Annotated in this window: 12 protein-coding genes and 1 pseudogene; all 13 read right to left on the reverse strand. The window is 69.0% G+C overall.

The genetic code is table 11. The features are described 5' to 3' along the window. Nucleotides 1-16 precede the first annotated feature (16 nt). Nucleotides 17-350: pseudogene (locus QQA12_RS12545) on the reverse strand (VOC family protein). Nucleotides 351-374: 24 nt separating this feature from the next. Beyond that, a complete protein-coding gene (locus tag QQA12_RS12550; RefSeq protein ID WP_226049477.1) occupies nucleotides 375-755 on the reverse strand; it encodes a VOC family protein in 381 nt (126 codons plus the stop codon). 170 nt (nucleotides 756-925) lie between these two features. Then, nucleotides 926-2,932 carry a transketolase gene (tkt, locus tag QQA12_RS12555; protein WP_054667336.1) on the reverse strand — a complete coding sequence of 669 codons (2,007 nt, stop codon included), beginning with the start codon at nucleotides 2,930-2,932 and terminating at the stop codon, nucleotides 926-928. 212 nt (nucleotides 2,933-3,144) lie between these two features. Continuing rightward, nucleotides 3,145-4,467, reverse strand: a complete 1,323-nt coding sequence (locus QQA12_RS12560; RefSeq protein WP_226049478.1) for a dicarboxylate/amino acid:cation symporter — start codon at nucleotides 4,465-4,467, stop codon at nucleotides 3,145-3,147. A gap of 191 nt (nucleotides 4,468-4,658) precedes the next feature. After that, nucleotides 4,659-6,326, reverse strand: coding sequence for a BatD family protein (locus tag QQA12_RS12565; RefSeq protein WP_226049479.1), 1,668 nt, complete (start codon nucleotides 6,324-6,326; stop codon nucleotides 4,659-4,661). Next, nucleotides 6,323-8,086: a tetratricopeptide repeat protein gene (locus QQA12_RS12570; protein WP_226049480.1), complete on the reverse strand. Its 1,764-nt coding sequence runs from the start codon at nucleotides 8,084-8,086 to the stop codon at nucleotides 6,323-6,325. Before QQA12_RS12570 ends, QQA12_RS12565 begins: the two co-directional genes overlap by 4 nt. Then, a complete protein-coding gene (locus QQA12_RS12575; protein ID WP_225546758.1) occupies nucleotides 8,083-8,994 on the reverse strand; it encodes a VWA domain-containing protein in 912 nt (303 codons plus the stop codon). Before QQA12_RS12575 ends, QQA12_RS12570 begins: the two co-directional genes overlap by 4 nt. Nucleotides 8,995-9,077: 83 nt before the next feature. Further along, nucleotides 9,078-9,533: a DUF4381 family protein gene (locus tag QQA12_RS12580; RefSeq protein ID WP_182212729.1), complete on the reverse strand. Its 456-nt coding sequence runs from the start codon at nucleotides 9,531-9,533 to the stop codon at nucleotides 9,078-9,080. Next, entirely contained in the window at nucleotides 9,530-10,462 is a 933-nt protein-coding gene (locus QQA12_RS12585; protein ID WP_056931189.1) for a DUF58 domain-containing protein, read from the reverse strand. Before QQA12_RS12585 ends, QQA12_RS12580 begins: the two co-directional genes overlap by 4 nt. A 38-nt stretch (nucleotides 10,463-10,500) precedes the next feature. Then, the gene (locus tag QQA12_RS12590) at nucleotides 10,501-11,475 is read right to left on the reverse strand and encodes a MoxR family ATPase (protein ID WP_226049481.1); all 975 of its coding nucleotides are present in this window, start codon (nucleotides 11,473-11,475) and stop codon (nucleotides 10,501-10,503) included. 1,119 nt (nucleotides 11,476-12,594) lie between these two features. Then, the gene (locus QQA12_RS12595) at nucleotides 12,595-14,493 is read right to left on the reverse strand and encodes a type IV pilus secretin PilQ family protein (RefSeq protein WP_226049482.1); all 1,899 of its coding nucleotides are present in this window, start codon (nucleotides 14,491-14,493) and stop codon (nucleotides 12,595-12,597) included. Between the two features lie 21 nt (nucleotides 14,494-14,514). Next, nucleotides 14,515-15,051 (reverse strand): pilus assembly protein PilP, encoded by a 537-nt coding sequence (locus QQA12_RS12600; RefSeq protein ID WP_054667353.1) that lies wholly within the window; start codon nucleotides 15,049-15,051, stop codon nucleotides 14,515-14,517. Further along, nucleotides 15,051-15,728, reverse strand: a complete 678-nt coding sequence (gene pilO / locus QQA12_RS12605; RefSeq protein ID WP_226049483.1) for a type 4a pilus biogenesis protein PilO — start codon at nucleotides 15,726-15,728, stop codon at nucleotides 15,051-15,053. Before pilO ends, QQA12_RS12600 begins: the two co-directional genes overlap by 1 nt. Nucleotides 15,729-15,768 lie beyond the last annotated feature (40 nt).

The raw sequence follows: 15,768 nt of genomic DNA on the forward strand, positions 1-15,768 counted from the left end.
CTTCAACGCGCCGCATTCAATCGGGCCAGTCGTGCTGCAGCAGGTTCACCCGCCTGCCGAACGGATCGCGCACGAAGAACCGGCGCACGCCCCACGGCTCGTGCGCCGGCCCCTATTCGATGGCGATGCCGGCGGCACGGACACGGGCCAGCGCTTCGTCCAGGTCGTCGACCTCCACCGACAGGTCCGGCACCGGCGTCCCTGATCCGCCTTCAACGGCGAAGCTAACCTGCGTGGTCATGCGCGATCCAGCCATGGTCCATCACCACTTCCAGGCCGAGGACCGCGCGGTAGAACGCGTCGGCCGCGTCCGGCTCGCCGGTGCGGATGTTGGCGACGATACGCTTCACTTTCCTCGGCTTCTCCCCGGCGCGCTACTGCCCCGGCGCAGGCTCCCAGAGCTCGATCTTGTTGCCTTCCGGGTCGATGACCCAGCCGAACTTTCCCTGCGCCGAGGCCTCGGTCCTGTCGATGACATCGCAGCCTTCGGCACGGAGCACGGGGAGAAGCGCATCCAGGTCGGCGACGCGGAAGTTGACCATGAACGACGCGGTGCCCGGCGCCATGTAGGCGGTGTCGGCCGCGAACGGACTCCAGATCGTCACGCCCGGGGCGCTGCCCTCACCTCCCCAGGGAAAGACCGCGCCGTTCCAGCCGCCGACGTCGAGCCCCAGATGGTCGCGGTACCACGCCGCCAGCGCGGCCGGGTCCTTCGCCTTGAAGAAAATGCCGCCAATACCGGTCACGCGCTTCATGCTGGTTCTCCGGAAGTGCCGCCCCCGCGGGACGCATGGCCCGATGCTCGCACGCGCATGCCGCGGCGGCGAGCAGGGGCGACCAGGTGCGGACCGCAAAAGCGCTGCCTGTCGCCAGAAAAAAGGCCGGGAAATCCCGGCCTTTTCCCATCACGAAGCGCTGCGGCGCGTCAGTTCGCCAGCTGCGCCCGGGCCGCGGCGACCACTGCCTCGGTGGTGATGCCGAAGTGCTGGTACAGCTTGTCGGCCGGTGCCGACGCGCCGAAGCTGTCCAGGCCGATCACGGCGCCGTCCAGGCCCACGTACTGGCGCCAGAAGCCGGTGACGCCGGCTTCCACCGCCACGCGTGCGCGCACCGCGTGCGGCAGCACCGATTCGCGGTAGCCCGGGTCCTGGCGGTCGAACACGTTGGTGGACGGCATCGACACCACGCGGGTCTTGATGCCGGCCGCGTCCAGCTCGGCCTTGGCGGCCATGGCCAGTCCCACTTCCGAGCCGGTAGCGATCAGGATCACGTCCGGGGTGCCGGCGGCGTCGGCCAGCACGTAGCCGCCGCGCTCGATCAGCTTGACCTGTTCGGCACTGCGCGCCTGCGGCGCCAGGTTCTGGCGGCTGAAGATCAGGCAGCTGGGGTTGTCCCGGCGCAGGATCGCCGCCTTCCAGCTCACCGCCGACTCGGTGGCGTCGCACGGGCGCCACACGTCGTTGTTGGGGATGTAGCGCAGCGAGGCGATGTGCTCGACCGGCTGGTGGGTCGGGCCATCCTCGCCCAGGCCGATGGAGTCGTGGGTGAACACGTGGATGACGTGCGCCGGGATCAGCGCGCTCATGCGCAGCGCGTTGCGGGCGTAGTCGCTGAACACCAGGAAGGTGGCGTCGAACGGCAGGAAGCCACCGTGCAGGGCCAGGCCGTTGGCGATCGCGCTCATGCCGAACTCGCGCACGCCGTAGTGCACGTAGTTGGCCTGCGGGTCGTCGCCGACCACGCTCTGCGCGCCCTTCCACAGGGTCAGATTGGAACCGGCCAGGTCGGCCGAGCCGCCGACGATTTCCGGCAGCAGCGGCGCGAAGGCCTGGATCGCGTTCTGCGAGGCCTTGCGCGAGGCGATGTTCGGCGCTTCGGCCTGGACCTGGGCGATGTAGGCATCGGCGCGGGCGATGAAGTCGGCCGGCAGCTCGCCATGCGAACGGCGGGTCAGCTCCTCGGCCTCGGCCGGGAACTGCGCGGCGTACTTGTCGAACAGCTGCTCCCACTCGGCCTGGCGCAGGGTCCCGGTACCGCCCGCGCGCCAACCGGCGTAGATCTCCTCGGGGATCTCGAACGGGCCGTACGCCCAGCCCAGTGCCTTGCGCGTGGCTTCCAGCTCGTCCTTGCCCAGCGGCGCGCCGTGGCTGGATTCCTGGCCGGCCTTGTTCGGCGAACCGAACCCGATGGTGGTCTTGCAGCAGATCAGGGTCGGCCTGTCGAACTGCGACAGCGCCGCGTCGATGCCGGCCTTGATGCTCTCCGGATCGTGGCCGTCGACGCCACGCACCACGTTCCAGCCGTAGGACTCGAAGCGCGCAGGCGTGTCGTCGGTGAACCAGCCCTCCACTTCACCGTCGATGGAGATGTTGTTGTCGTCCCAGAAGCAGACCAGCTTGCCCAGGCCCCAGGTGCCGGCCAGCGAGGCGGCTTCGTGCGAGATGCCTTCCATCAGGCAGCCGTCGCCCATGAACACCCAGGTGCGGTGGTCGACGACCTCGAACTCGGGACGGTTGTAGCGCTGTGCCAGCAGCTTCTCGGCCAGCGCGAAGCCCACGGCATTGGCGAAGCCCTGGCCCAGCGGGCCGGTGGTGGTTTCCACGCCCGGGGTTTCATGGCGCTCCGGGTGGCCGGCGGTCCTGCTGCCCAGCTGGCGGAAGGCCTTGAGCTGCTCGATCGGCAGGTCGTAGCCGCTCAGGTGCAGCAGCGCGTACTGCAGCATCGAGCCGTGGCCGTTGGACAGCACGAAGCGGTCGCGGTTGAACCACTTCGGGTTGTTAGGGTTGTGCCGGAGGTAGTCGTTCCAGAGCACTTCGGCGATGTCGGCCATGCCCATCGGCATGCCGGGGTGGCCGGAGTTGGCGGCTTGCACCGCATCGGCGGCGAGGAAACGGATGGCGTTCGCCAACTGGCGGCGGGTGGGCTGCGTCATGGTTCGTCGGGTCGGGAGGCTCCCGCGGAGCTGCGGGCGGCCTATTGTCCCACAGAGCACCGGGCAGGTCAGGCCGGCGGCGGCACGACGCAGGGCATGCGCAAGGCCTGGGGCGGCATGCCGCCACCGGCGGCGGGCGCCGGCTTCCACCGGGCGGAAAAACGCGAAGGCCGCCCTTGGGCGACCCTCGTGGTATCGGCTTCGCCGGTGGCTCAGTGGTGGCCGGCGTTGTCGGCCACTTCCGGCACTTCGTCGTCGGTCACGCCGCTGCGGTGCGAAACCACCACCGCGGTGGCGAGGTCGCCGGTCACATTGAGCGAGGTGCGGCACATGTCCAGGAACGTATTGACGCCCAGGATGATGCCGATGCCCTCGGGCTTGATGCCGATGATGCCGCAGATCATCGCGATCACCGGCAGCGAACCGGACGGGATGCCGGCGGTGCCGATGCCGCCCAGGATGCACAGCAGCAGCACCATCAGCTGCTGCGGCATGCCCAGGTCCAGGCCATAGACCTGCGCCAGGAACAGCACGGTGATGCCCTCGAACAGCGCGGTGCCATGGTGGTTGGCCGAGGCACCGACGGTCAGCACGAAGCGCGAGACCTTGCGCGGCAGCTTCAGGTTCTCCTCGGCCACGCGCAGGGTCACCGGCAGGGTGGCCGACGAGGAAGCGGTGGCGAAGGCCGTCAGCGTGGCCTCCTGGGTACCGCGGAAGAAGGTGCGGGCCGACATGCCGCCCAGCAGCCGCACCCACAGCGGCAGCACGATGAAGCCGTGGATGGCGATCGCCAGCAGCACGGTGACCACGAACCACATCAGGCTCTGGATCACGTCCCAGCCCAGCCGGGCGGTCAGGTTGAACATGAAGGCCGCCACCGCGAACGGCGCCAGCTTGATGAACATGCCGATCAGGTGCATGCACACCTCGAACAGGCCCTGTACCGCGTTCTTGAACGCGGTGGTGCCCGCGGTCGGCTTCATCACCAGGCCGATGCCGATCATCAGCGCGAAGAACACGATGCCCAGCTTCTTGCTGTCGTCGCCCATCGCGTTGACGATGTTGTGCGGCACGATGTTGACCAGCAGGTCCATCAGCCGCAGTTCGTTGCCCTTGCTGACGATCTCGCCGGTCTTGGCGCTGCTCATGGCCTGCGCGACCAGGGCCGGCTCCATGTGCGTGCCGGGCTGCAGCAGGTTGACGCACAGCAGGCCGATGCCGACCGCCAGCGCGGTCACCACCGCGGTGTAGTTCAGCGTCTTCCAGCCCAGCCGGCCCAGCGAGGCGATGTCGCCCAGCTCGGCCACGCCCAGCACCAGCGCCGAGAACATCAGCGGCACCACCAGCATGAACAGCAGGTTGAGGAAGATCTGGCCGAACGGCTGGGTGACATAGTCGATGGTGGTATTCACCCATGCCGCGTCGGCGGAGGTGGCGTGCGCCACCAGGCCCACGATCGTGCCCAGCATGAACCCCAGGAGCACCTTGATGTGCAACGGCATGGAGGGCTTCCTTGACGCTTGGGCGTGGGGCATGCGGCAGTTCTCGCGGGCGAAAGATCGCGTAGCTTAACAAAAGCTGCACGCCGTCCAACCCTGCCATTTGGCCCGGTTTCGCGGTGCCCGGAAAGTCGCTTCCGGGCCGCCGACGCGCTGCTGCCCGGGCGGCTGCCGACGACCCGTGCGGTGGTCGGCCGGCGCCCGCGCGACCGCTGCGGTCAGCCGGATCAGCGCCCGGGATAGAGCGGCGGCAGTGGCGCCGCCGGTTCCCGCGCCTGCCCCCGCCATTCGGGTCCGTTGGCGAACGCGGCGCGCAGCGCGGCCCGCGCCACCGGCCCGCTGCCACCGGCCCAGCGGGCACGGCGCAACGCTTCCAGCGCCTCGCGCTGCACGGCGCTGCCCAGGCGTGCGGCCAGCGCATCCAGGTCGGCGACCGGGGGCCGGACCATGCCACGCAGCGCCTGCTCGACATCATCCAGGTCGCCGCTGTCCAGGGCGCGCCTGAGGTCGGCCAGCGAGTGCGTGGCCATGCCCGGTGCGGCCTCCGCCACCGATGCGGCCCGGGGAGATGCCGATGGCCGCCGGGTCAACGCCCACACCAGGGTGGCCAGCCACAGCAGGGCGAATCCCGCTGCCAGCAGTGGCCACAGCCGCTGCGGCAGATGCCCGGCACCCGGCAGGGCGATCGCACGATCGACCTGCGTCGCCGGGGCCGCCGCCGAAGCGGCGGATGCGGCCGGCACGGGCGCCGGCACCGCGCTCCCCGGCGCCACCGCCAGGCTCAGCCCGGGCAGCGTGGCGGTCCTGGCTTCGGCCGCGCCCACGTCCCACCAGCGCAGGCCGATACCCGGCAACACCAGGGTGCCGGGCCGCTGCGGCACGATGGAATAGCGGCGGGTCAGCTTCAGCCGGGGGCCGGCGCCATCGAAGCTCTCGTCGTACTGCGCGGGCTCGGCGAATACCTGCGCGGCATCGCCGGCTGCCGGCAGCGGCAGGTCGGGGAACTGCGCGCGCGTCGCGCCGACGGCGGTGGCCTCCACCTCCAGTGTCAGCGCCTCGCCGACCCGCGCCGACTGCGGCGCGGCGGTGTAACGCAGGCGCAGGTCCTTCAGCGGCAGCCATGGCTGCGGTGCGGCATCGGGCACGGCGCGCACCTGCAGGGTCTGGTCCGGCGAACGGGCACTGAGCGTGCCGCCACCGCGCCCGAGGAAATCGTCGAACAGGCCACCGGCCCCGCGGCCGCTGAAACGCGCCCCCTCCAGCCGCAGCGGACCGCTGCGCTCGGGGATCAGCAGGAAGCGGCGCTCGACCACGTTGTAGCGGCGGCCGCCGACCTCGCGCGCGGACGTGCGGTCCTGGCCCACCCGCTGCAGCGAGGCCGATGCCGGTGTCGCCAGGTCGAGTTCGCCGGACGCCAGCTGGGTCGCGAAATAGAGCCGTACCACCACGCCCACGCTCTGCTGCACGTAGGGCTGCGGGTCGTCGACCTCGGTTTCCACGAACGCCAGTGCATCGCCGCCGCTGGCCACCGGCGCGGGATCGACCACCAGTTGCAGCGGCCGGGTCCGCACCGTGCCGACGCGCAATGCCGGCACCTGCAGCACCCCGCTGCGGCGCGGCGTGAGCACGACGCCGAACAGGGCGGTATTGCTGATGCTGCCGTTGACCATGCGCGTCTGCCGCCCGCTGGTGCGCCCGCCCAGGCTGAAATCGGCCTGCAACGGTGCGTAGTCCGGCGCCGCACCGGCCTGGTCGGTCTCGATGTTGAGGGTGACCACGTCGCCCTCGCCGATACGGTCGCGGTCCAGCCACGCCCGCGTCTGCGCCTGCACGCTGGCGACGCAGGCCAGCCATGCCAGCAGCCACACACCCATCAGTACGCTTCGCCGCTTCATCGACCTTCCTGCCTGCGCCGCTCGTACTCGAGCTGGAACTTCGCCTTCAACAGATCCCCCGGTTCGTCGGGCACCCGTTGCATCCACGCTTCGATCGCCTGCCGACGCTCGCGCTCCTGCGGGCTCATCGACACCTGCGCGGCGCGCTCGCCGGCGGCGCGTTCGGCAGGCTGGCGCGCCCGCAGCGCCTCGGCCATGCGTGCGCGCTGGGCCTGGTCGGCCTGGCGCTGGTCCCGTGCATTTTCCACTTCGGGCGCCTGCTGCCGCGCCCCCGCCGAGGCGGGCTGCCCGTCCTGTGGTCGGGAGGGCGCCTGCTGCCGGTCCTGCGGCCGGGACTGTCCCTGCGATGACGCGCCCTGTGCCGGGTCGGCCTGCGCCTGGCCCGGCGATTGCCCGCCGGACGCGTCCTTGCCCTGGCGTGGATCGGGCCGGTCCTGGCCGCCACCCTGCTGCCCCGGCGGCGGCTTGCGCCTGCGCGCGGCATCGACCGCGGCACGGTTGGCCTTCGCGTCGGCCATGTCCGGCCGCCGTCGCAACGCGCGGTCGTAGGCTTCGATCGCCTGGTCGTAACGGCCCTGCCGCGCCAGTGCATTGCCCAGGTTGTACCAGCCCTGTTCGGTGTCGATGCCTTCGAAGTGGCGCTGCGCCTGCGCGAAGTCACCCTTGCGGTAAGCCTCCACGCCCTCGGCCAGGCGCTGGTGCTCGCGCTGGTCGGCGCGCTGCCACCAGCCGCCGCTTTCCGATGCATGCGACGGCTGCGCCAGCGGCAGGCACGCACACAGCACCAGTGCGGCGAGCACCTGCCGGCGCCGCCGGAACGCCAGCAGCGCGACCAGCATCAGCGGCGGCAACAGCCAGTAGCCCTCGTCCTGCCAGCTCGTATCGGTGCGGCCGGGACGGTCGTCCGCAGTGGCCGACGGCTGCAGCAGGTCAAGCGACTGCAGGTCCGCGTCGGTTGCCGACATCCGCGCGTAGCGGCCGCCGCCGGCGACGGCCAGCGCACACAGCGAGGGTTCGTCCAGCCGGGCATGGCCGATGCGGCCTTCGCGGTCGCGATAGGCGGCACCCGGCGGCGTTCCCAGCCCCAGCGCCGAGACCCGGTAGCCGGCCGCGCGCAGGCGCACGGCTTCGGCATCGGCCTGGGCATCGGCCTGGTCGCTGACCAGCAGGATCACGCCCGCGCGCGCGCCGGCCTGGCGCAGCAGGTCGCCACCCCATTGCAATGCCCTGGCGGCGTGCTGCCCGTCCACCGGCATGACCTCCGGCGCCAGCGCGTCCAGGAACAGCGCGACATTGGCGGCATCGTCGGTCAACGGCGCCACGGTGAACGGTTCGTCGGCATAGGCGACCAGCGCCACCTCGCCACCGCGGCGCTCGCGCAGCAGCATCGCCAGCTTGGCGCGCACCTGCAGCAGCCGGCTGGGCGGCAGGTCCGCCGCGGCCGTCCGGCTGGACAGGTCCAGCACCACGACCAGCGGGGTCTTCGATTCCCACAACGGCTGCTCGACCTGGCGCCAGCTCGGCCCGGCCAGGGCCAACACCGCCAGCAGCAGGCCGGCAAGCAGGGCCAGCCTGCCGCCGATGCCGCGCCGGCCCCTACCCACCAGCAGGTGCGGCAGCAGATGCAGATCCACCGCGTCGCGCCAGTCGCCACCGCGCCGGCGCCGGTAACCTGCACCGAGCAACGCGACCGGCAGCAGCAACAGCGCCCACAACCAGCCGGGACGGACGAAATGCAGGGTGTCCCAGAGCGCGGTCATGGTCGTCCCCGCGGCCACGCCAGCGCCAGCACGCCCAGCAGCAGGGCCGCCGCCAGCGGCCACGCATACCGCTCCAGGCGCGGGCGCAGCGCCGGCCCGGCGCTGTGTATCGGCTCCAGGCGATCCAGCTCGGCATAGATGCCGACCAGTTCGCCGGTATCGCGTGCGCGGAAGAAGCGACCGCCGGTTTCCCGCGCGATGCGCGCCAGCGTGTCCTCGTCGATCGGGTCCTCGGCTCCGGGAAGCTGCATGCCGAACAGCGAGAAACCGCCGGTGCCGCCGAAGGCGATGGTATGCACGCGCACGCCCTCGGCCTTGGCCAGCTCGGCCGCCTTCAGCGGATCGAGTACACCGGCGGTGTTGACGCCATCGGTGAGCAGGACCAGCACGCGCTGGCCTTCGGGCTGCGCACGCAGGCGCTTGACCGCCAGCGCGATGGCATCGCCCAGCGCGGTCTCGCGCCCGGCCAGCCCGACCACGCTGTCGCGCAGTTGTTCGCGCACGCTGGCACGGTCGCGGGTCAACGGGGTGAGCGCGTAGGCCCGCTGGCCGAATACCAGCAGGCCGATGCTGTCGCCTTCGCGGCGGTCGAGGAAGTCGGCCAGCACCGCCTTGGCAGCGGTGAGCCGGTCCACCACGCGGCCACCGAGCAGCATGTCGTCCTCGCCCATGCTGCCGGACAGGTCCACGGCAAGCATCATCTGCCGCGCCTCGCGCGGCGGTTCCACCGCATCGCCCAGCTGCTGTGGCCGCGCGGCCGCGGCACACAGGCACAGCCACGCCAGCCACAGCAGCAGCGTGCGCGGCGCAGGCATGCGCCGGGTTGGCGGCGCCACCTGCAGCCGCGCCGGCTCCCATGGCACGCGCAGCGCCGGGCCGTTGCCCACGGGCAGTGGCCACAGCCGCATCAGCAGCGGCACCGGCAGCGCCAGCCACAGCCAGGGCCAGGCAAATTCCGGAAGACCGCCGAGCAGCACGTGCAGGCGCTCGATCACCGGCCGCGCTCCATCAGCGCGATGAAGCGACCACGCGCAAGCGCACATGCACGTGTCGCTTCCGCCTCGTCCACCGCGCGGCGGAAGCCGCCATCGAGCAGCACGCGTCCGTCGCCGGTACTGAATTCGTGGCCATCACCGCCATCGAGGAACCGCAGCCAGTCCTCGCCCTGCAGCAGTGCCGCGGCCGGGTCGCGGCGGCGTGCCGCGCGCCGCAAAAGCTCCGAGGCCATGCCGATGCGTGCAGCCGCGCCGGGCGCCGCGGCCAGCGATCCATCGAACAGCGATTGCCAGCGCTGCCGCCGGCGCCGGCGACGCAGCCGCAGTGCCACGACCGCGCCGAGCCCGAGCAGCAACGCGCCCAGCAGCAGCCACCAGCCTGGCGCCGGCGGCCACCCGCCCGGAGCGGCCGGCAGGTGTACGTCGCGCAGCGGCAGCGTGGCGCCGATCATCGGCCCGCCGCCACCGTGGCAGCCCCCAGCCAGGCATCGCTGGCGTCGTCCGATGCCAGTACCTGTACCTGGATCCTGCGACCGGGCAACGACCGGCACAGCGCCTCCACCGGGCCGACGAAGGCCGTGTGCCAGGCATCGCGCACCGCACCGGCAGCCAGGTCCAGCTCCATGCGCCCGCCCGGCGCCACCACCGGCAACAGGCATCGGGGTGGCTGCATCTCCAGCGGATCGACCAGCAGCAACAGGCGCACGTCCACATGCATCGACAACGCCGACCAGGTGGCCGGCGCCACGGCCAGGGCACTGCCCGGATCCGCCAGCACCAGCGCCCGTGCGCCCGGATGCAGGAGACGCGAAGCGCGCTCCAGCGCCGCCTGCAGGCCCGTGCCATCGGCCGTGGGCGCGCCATACCAGCGCACCAGGGCATCGAGCACGCGCAGCACGCCGCGCATGCCGCCCGCCGGTGGCACCAGCCCGTCTGCCCGGCCAGCGCACAGCGCCGCCACGCGGTCACCGTCGCGCAATGCCGACCAGGCCGCGATCGCGCCGGCACGCGCGGCCTGCACCGACTTGAATCGCGCACGGGTACCGAAATACAACGCGGGCGCGGTATCGGCCACCAGCAGGGTCAGCCGCTCGCGCTCGGCCTGGAAGGTCTTGGTGTGGGTGAAGCCGGTGCGTGCGCTGAGTTTCCAGTCGATGTGCCGGGCGTCGTCGCCGGCCACGTACTCGCGCGACTCGGCGTACTCCATGCCGCGCCCGCGCTGCGCGGAGGTCGCCCGCGCGGATACACCGCGTCGCCCGCGGCGCGGCCCGCGCGTGGACATCGCCGCACGCCGCAGCGCGATCAGCTCGGCCAGCGAGGGGACGATGCCGTCGGCAGCGGGAAGTGGCGCCACGCCATGGGAAGAGACGTCGCCGGGCATGGCCGTCGTCCGCTCCGCGTTGCCACTTCCCGGCCGCATCACGGCAACGGCACGCGGTCGAGCAGTGCCGCGACCAGGCGTTCGCCGTCCCAGCCTTCGGCCGCCGCTTCGTAGCTGGGCAGCACCCGGTGCCGCAGCACGTCCGGCGCGACTGCACGCACGTCGTCCGGGGTCACGTAGTCGCGTCCGGCAAGCCACGCCCTGGCCCGCGCGCAGCGCTCCAGGGCAATCGACCCGCGCGGACTGGCACCCCATGCGATGCGCCGTGCCAGCGAGGCGTCGTAGGCCGATGCGTCGCGCGAGGCCAGCACCAGCTCGACCAGATAGCGCTCCAGCTGCGGCGCCATGTGCAGTTCCAGGACCGCCCGTCGTGCCTGCTCGACCTGTTCCAGGGAGAGTCTCTGCATCGGCACGGACATCGCGTCCATTTCGCGCAGCGCACGCTCGCGGGCCAGTCGCAGGATGTCGATCTCGGCGGCGGCATCGGGATAGCCGATGCGCACGTGCATCAGGAAACGGTCCAGCTGCGCCTCGGGCAGCGGGAACGTGCCTTCCTGTTCGATCGGGTTCTGGGTGGCCATGACCAGGAACACCGACGGCAACGGGTAGGTCGTGCGGCCCACCGTCACCTGGCGCTCGCCCATCGCCTCCAGCAGCGCCGATTGCACCTTGGCCGGTGCACGGTTGATCTCGTCGGCCAGCAGGATCGGATGGAACACCGGACCCGGCTGGAACTCGAAGCGTCCCTCCTGCGGACGCCAGATGTCGGTGCCGGTCAGGTCGGCCGGCAGCAGGTCGGGCGTGAACTGGATGCGCGCGAAGCTGGCGTCGATGCGCGAGGCCAGCGCGCGGATCGCCGTGGTCTTGGCCAGTCCGGGTGCGCCTTCCACCAGGAGGTGGCCATCGGCCAACAGCGCGACCAGCAGGCGCTCGATCAGTACCGACTGGCCGACGATCTCGCCGGCCAGGGCATCGCGCAGGTGAACAAATTCCCGATGTAGAGCGTCCCGCACGTTGGTCTCTCTGCTATCTGAAGGGTGAGTCAAAAAGCACAACAGGGACCGTAACCAAAACAAGCTCAACGAGCTAGGCCTCTGAGCAAGCTCTGGGCGAGCCCCATTCCGTCGCACCGCCTCCACCCGCTACCATTGCATTGCCTTAATCATATGAATGATGCCCTACAAGACAGATGCCGCCAAACGGCGGCATCTGTCTTCACCAAAAATCAAAATCCTTATCAGGTACTACGACCATAAAGACACTGGAAATTACCTGCAAAAAAGTGCTTTACGGGCAAACCTGACTGACCTGAGCCGTGCAGTCCAACCCACCGCCATTCGCGGAATACATCCCTGCACAAGTAAGCCGAACGGTTCCCGCGCCGCTAGCAGCTATCGTTTGACCAACCGTCAAATCGCCAGTGAATCCAGGAGCTCGGATACCGCATCGCGCCCCGCCATTGGCTGCACTTGCTCCTGTAGCCTGCATGCATTGAACGAGCGCCGCCCCTTTTATCGGCGCATAACCAGCCGTCGAGCCCCCCCCTCTCGCAGAGGCCGATATGGATTGCTCCGGCGAGCAAATCACATCATCGATTCGCGCCGCGCACTCCAACCGCCCACCGTTTGCCGAATACTGGCCATTACAGTTGAGGGAAATAACTCCACCACCACTCGTCCCTATAGACTGCCCCTTCGGAACCAGGCCATTCCACCCTGGTGACTGGATGTAACAATATGTAGTCGTGCCAGCGGAACCTCCTGATGCCTCAGTGCAAGTAACCACCGCGGAAGATGTTGTAATCGCATTACCCTGCACAGGGCCATTGCTGGAAGACCTAGCCGTAATATTTTGGACCGCCGCACCCGCGGGATCCATAAAAAGCAATCCGAAAGCAAAAACTGCGGGAGAACAGACTGATAATCTGATTTTCATATACCAATCCTTGTATAAATTGAAACTCATTTTTCAGAGAATCCGTACAATCCGCAACCACCTGCTCATCGCCCTTCACTAGGGGGAATAATATCCACGCCCCCGTCATCAGAAAAAAGCGACATGCGGTTCCGCTAATAGCACAATAGCCGCTCCTTTGCAAAGGAGCGGCTATTTCTTCAGTCAAATTAATGTAATTAGTTCGTGTGCGGCTTGGCCACGCGCAGGATCTTGGGCGTCACGAACACCAGCAGTTCGGCCTTGTCCTTGCTACGGCCACGCTTCTTGAACAGATTGCCCAGGAACGGCACGTCGCCCAGGAACGGCACCTTGGCCACGCTGCTGCGGTCATTGAACTCGTACACGCCGCCGATCACCACGGTCTGGCCATCATCCACCAGCACCGCGGTATTGATCTCGCGGCGGTTGATGATCGGCACGGTGCCGAAGTCGGTCACTTCCAGCATCCGGTCGATCTCGTCCTTCTTCACGTTCATGTTGAGGAAGACACGGTTGTCCTGGGTGATGGTCGGGGTGACCTTCAGCTCCAGCAGCACTTCCTTGAACTGCACGTTGGCCGTCGGCGCACCGCCGGCGCCACCGCCGCCGGAGATGGTGACGTAACCGACTTCCTTGCCCTGCTTGATCACGCCTTCGCGCTGGTTGGCGGTGACGATGCGTGGATTGGATACCACTTCGCCGCGTCCCTCCTCCTGCATCGCCGACAGCTCGACGTCCAGGGAGAAGTTGGCGCCCAGCAGGGTGTAGGCGATCGCGCCTGCCGGACTGTCCGTGAAGGTCTTCGCCGGCAGGTTCACGTTCAGCCCCTCGTTCGTGACGATGCCGTTGTTGATGATGCTGCTGTTGCCCCCCAGCGAGCCGCTGATGGCCTGGGTACGGTCACCGATGCGACGGCCCTGGATGCCGAACTTGGCGCCGAGGTCACGTGCGAAGGTGTCAGAGGCGATGACGATGCGCCCTTCGATCAGCACCTGGTCGACCGGCCGGTCGATCACCGCGATCAGTTCGCGCATCTGCGCGATCTTCTTCGGGATGTCGCTGATCATCAGCGTGTTGGTGCGCTCGTCGGCCACGATCATGCCGCGCTTGGACAGGAAGCCGTTCTCGCGCTGCGCGCTGCCGCCGGCACCACCGCCACCACCGGCCCCCGCGTTGCCGATGCCCTTGGCTTCGGTCAGTGCCTTGAAGATCGCCTCGGCGCTGTGGTAGTTGATCTGGATGTAATCGGTGGCCAGGTTCTCGCGCTCTTCGATCGCGATGCGGGCGTCTTCCTTGTCCTGCTCGAACTTGGCCAGCTCGGGTTGCGGTGCAACCCAGATCACCCCGCCATCGCGGCGCTTGTCCAGGCCCTTGGCGCGCAGGACGATGTCCAGCGCCTGGTCCCACGGCACATTGACCAGGCGCAGGGTCACATTGCCCTGCACCGTATCGGACGCGACCACGTTGAGGTTGGATTCCTCGGCGATCAGCTGCAGCACGGTACGCACCGGCACGTCCTGGAAATTGAACGTCACCGGGCGCCCGCTGTAACCGCGCGCGGCCACCGTGGCCGCGGCCTGGGCCACGGTCTGGGCGGTCACCGCACCGGTCGCGGACTGTTCCTGGCGTGGCGAGATCTCCACCACGTACTCGTTGCCGGACTGGTAGGCCAGCGACTCGAACGCACCCTGGGTGCTGAGCACCAGCTGCGAGCCATGGCCAGACGGCTTGGCATCGATGCGCTGCACCGGCGTGGCGAAGTCCACCACGTTCAGCGGACGCTGCAGTTCGGCCGGCAGGGTCGCATTGCCCATGTCGACCACGACGCTGTTGCCCTGGGTCCTCAGGTCCGGGCTGGCGCCCTGGCCGTCGAACTGCAGGATCAGGCGGCCTGCGCCGTCATCGCCGCGCTTGAAGTCGACCTTGGTGACCGCGACGGTAGCCGCGGGCTGTGCGGCGGCCGGCGGAGCGAGGTCGGCGGCGAAGGCCACCAACGGAGAGCCGCAGGCCAGTGCCAGCGCAACTCCCAGTGCGCGGGCGTGGACCATCGCATGGCGCCGGGCGGGACGCAGGCTCAGGGCTTTGGAAAAAGTCATCGTGCTATCCCCAATAATCATTCATCGATCGTCAAGCGCCAGCGAGGCCGGGCGTTCCAGCCAGCCGCCAGCACCATCGGGCACCAGTTCAATCAGCTCAATGCCGTCCTCGCGCACACTGGTGACGCGGCCATCGCTCTGCCCCAGGTACACGCCCGGACGGACACGGTAGGTCACCTTGTCCGGCCCCATCACCAGCGCGACCATGGCAGCGCCTTTGCCGATCGTCCCGACCATGTCCAGGCTGTCGAGCGGGAAGGCTTCCAGCGGCTCCTTGCGCCGGTTCGGATCCGGGCGCAGGGCGCTGTTGCCGTCCGCACTGGCCCAGGCATCGCTGAACGGATCGCGCAGCCCCTGGGCCGAGTACTCGAAGGTCTCGAACTGCTGCATCACCGGCAGCGGATCCAGCGGCGTGGCCGGGCGTGCACGTACGTCAGCCACCCACTTCTCAAGATTGGGCGCATCGCCCGGGGTGCTGGTGATGCCGCGCGAACAACCGGTCGCGGCCACCACCAGAACCACCGCGCAGAGCGCCCGGATGCGGAGGGAACCCTTCATCACTTGCCCCCCTTCTTGCGCGCCGCTTCTTCATCGGCGGCCTTCTTTTCCTGGTCCGCCAGCTCGTTGTCATCCAGGTAGCGGTAGGTCTTGACCGTGCCCGACAGTTCCAGCGCGCCGCTGCGCGCGGAGATGCCGGCCTTGGGATCCTTCGGCTTCAGGTTGATGTCGTGCATGGTCAGGATCACCACGCGCGGCAGCGAGGCCACGCCGCTGACGAAGGCACCGAACTGGTGGTAGCTGCCCACCAGCCGCAGCGCGATCGGCTTCTCGGCGTAGAACTCCTTGAGCTGCTCGTCGCCGGGCTTGAACAGTTCGTTGTTCAGTCCGCTGGACAGCGCGGTCTGCGACACGTCGATGATCAGGTCGGGCATCTCGGTCTTGCTGGGCAGCTGGCGCAGCATCTGCTGCAGCACCTGCTCCATCTGCGCAAGCTGCTGCTTGAGCGGCTCGAGGTTGACCGCACGCTTCTGCTCCTCCTCGAAGCTCCTGCGCAGCTCGACCTCCTTGGTCTCCAGCCCGTCCAGCTCCTCGGCCGTGCCGCGGATGACCAGCAGGTAGGACAAGCCCAGGATCAGCAGTGCCAGCAGCGCGCAGAACACCAGCTTGGGGCCCTGCGGCCAGTTGCCGATGTTGTTGAGGTCCAGATTGTTGAAACCGCTCTTCTTCTGGCTCATGGGCGGGCCTCCTTCTGCGCCGTGTCCGCAGCAGGCGCCG

Source organism: Stenotrophomonas sp. 17(2023), assembly GCF_030345315.1.
Classification (GTDB): Bacteria; Pseudomonadota; Gammaproteobacteria; order Xanthomonadales; family Xanthomonadaceae; genus Stenotrophomonas; species Stenotrophomonas acidaminiphila.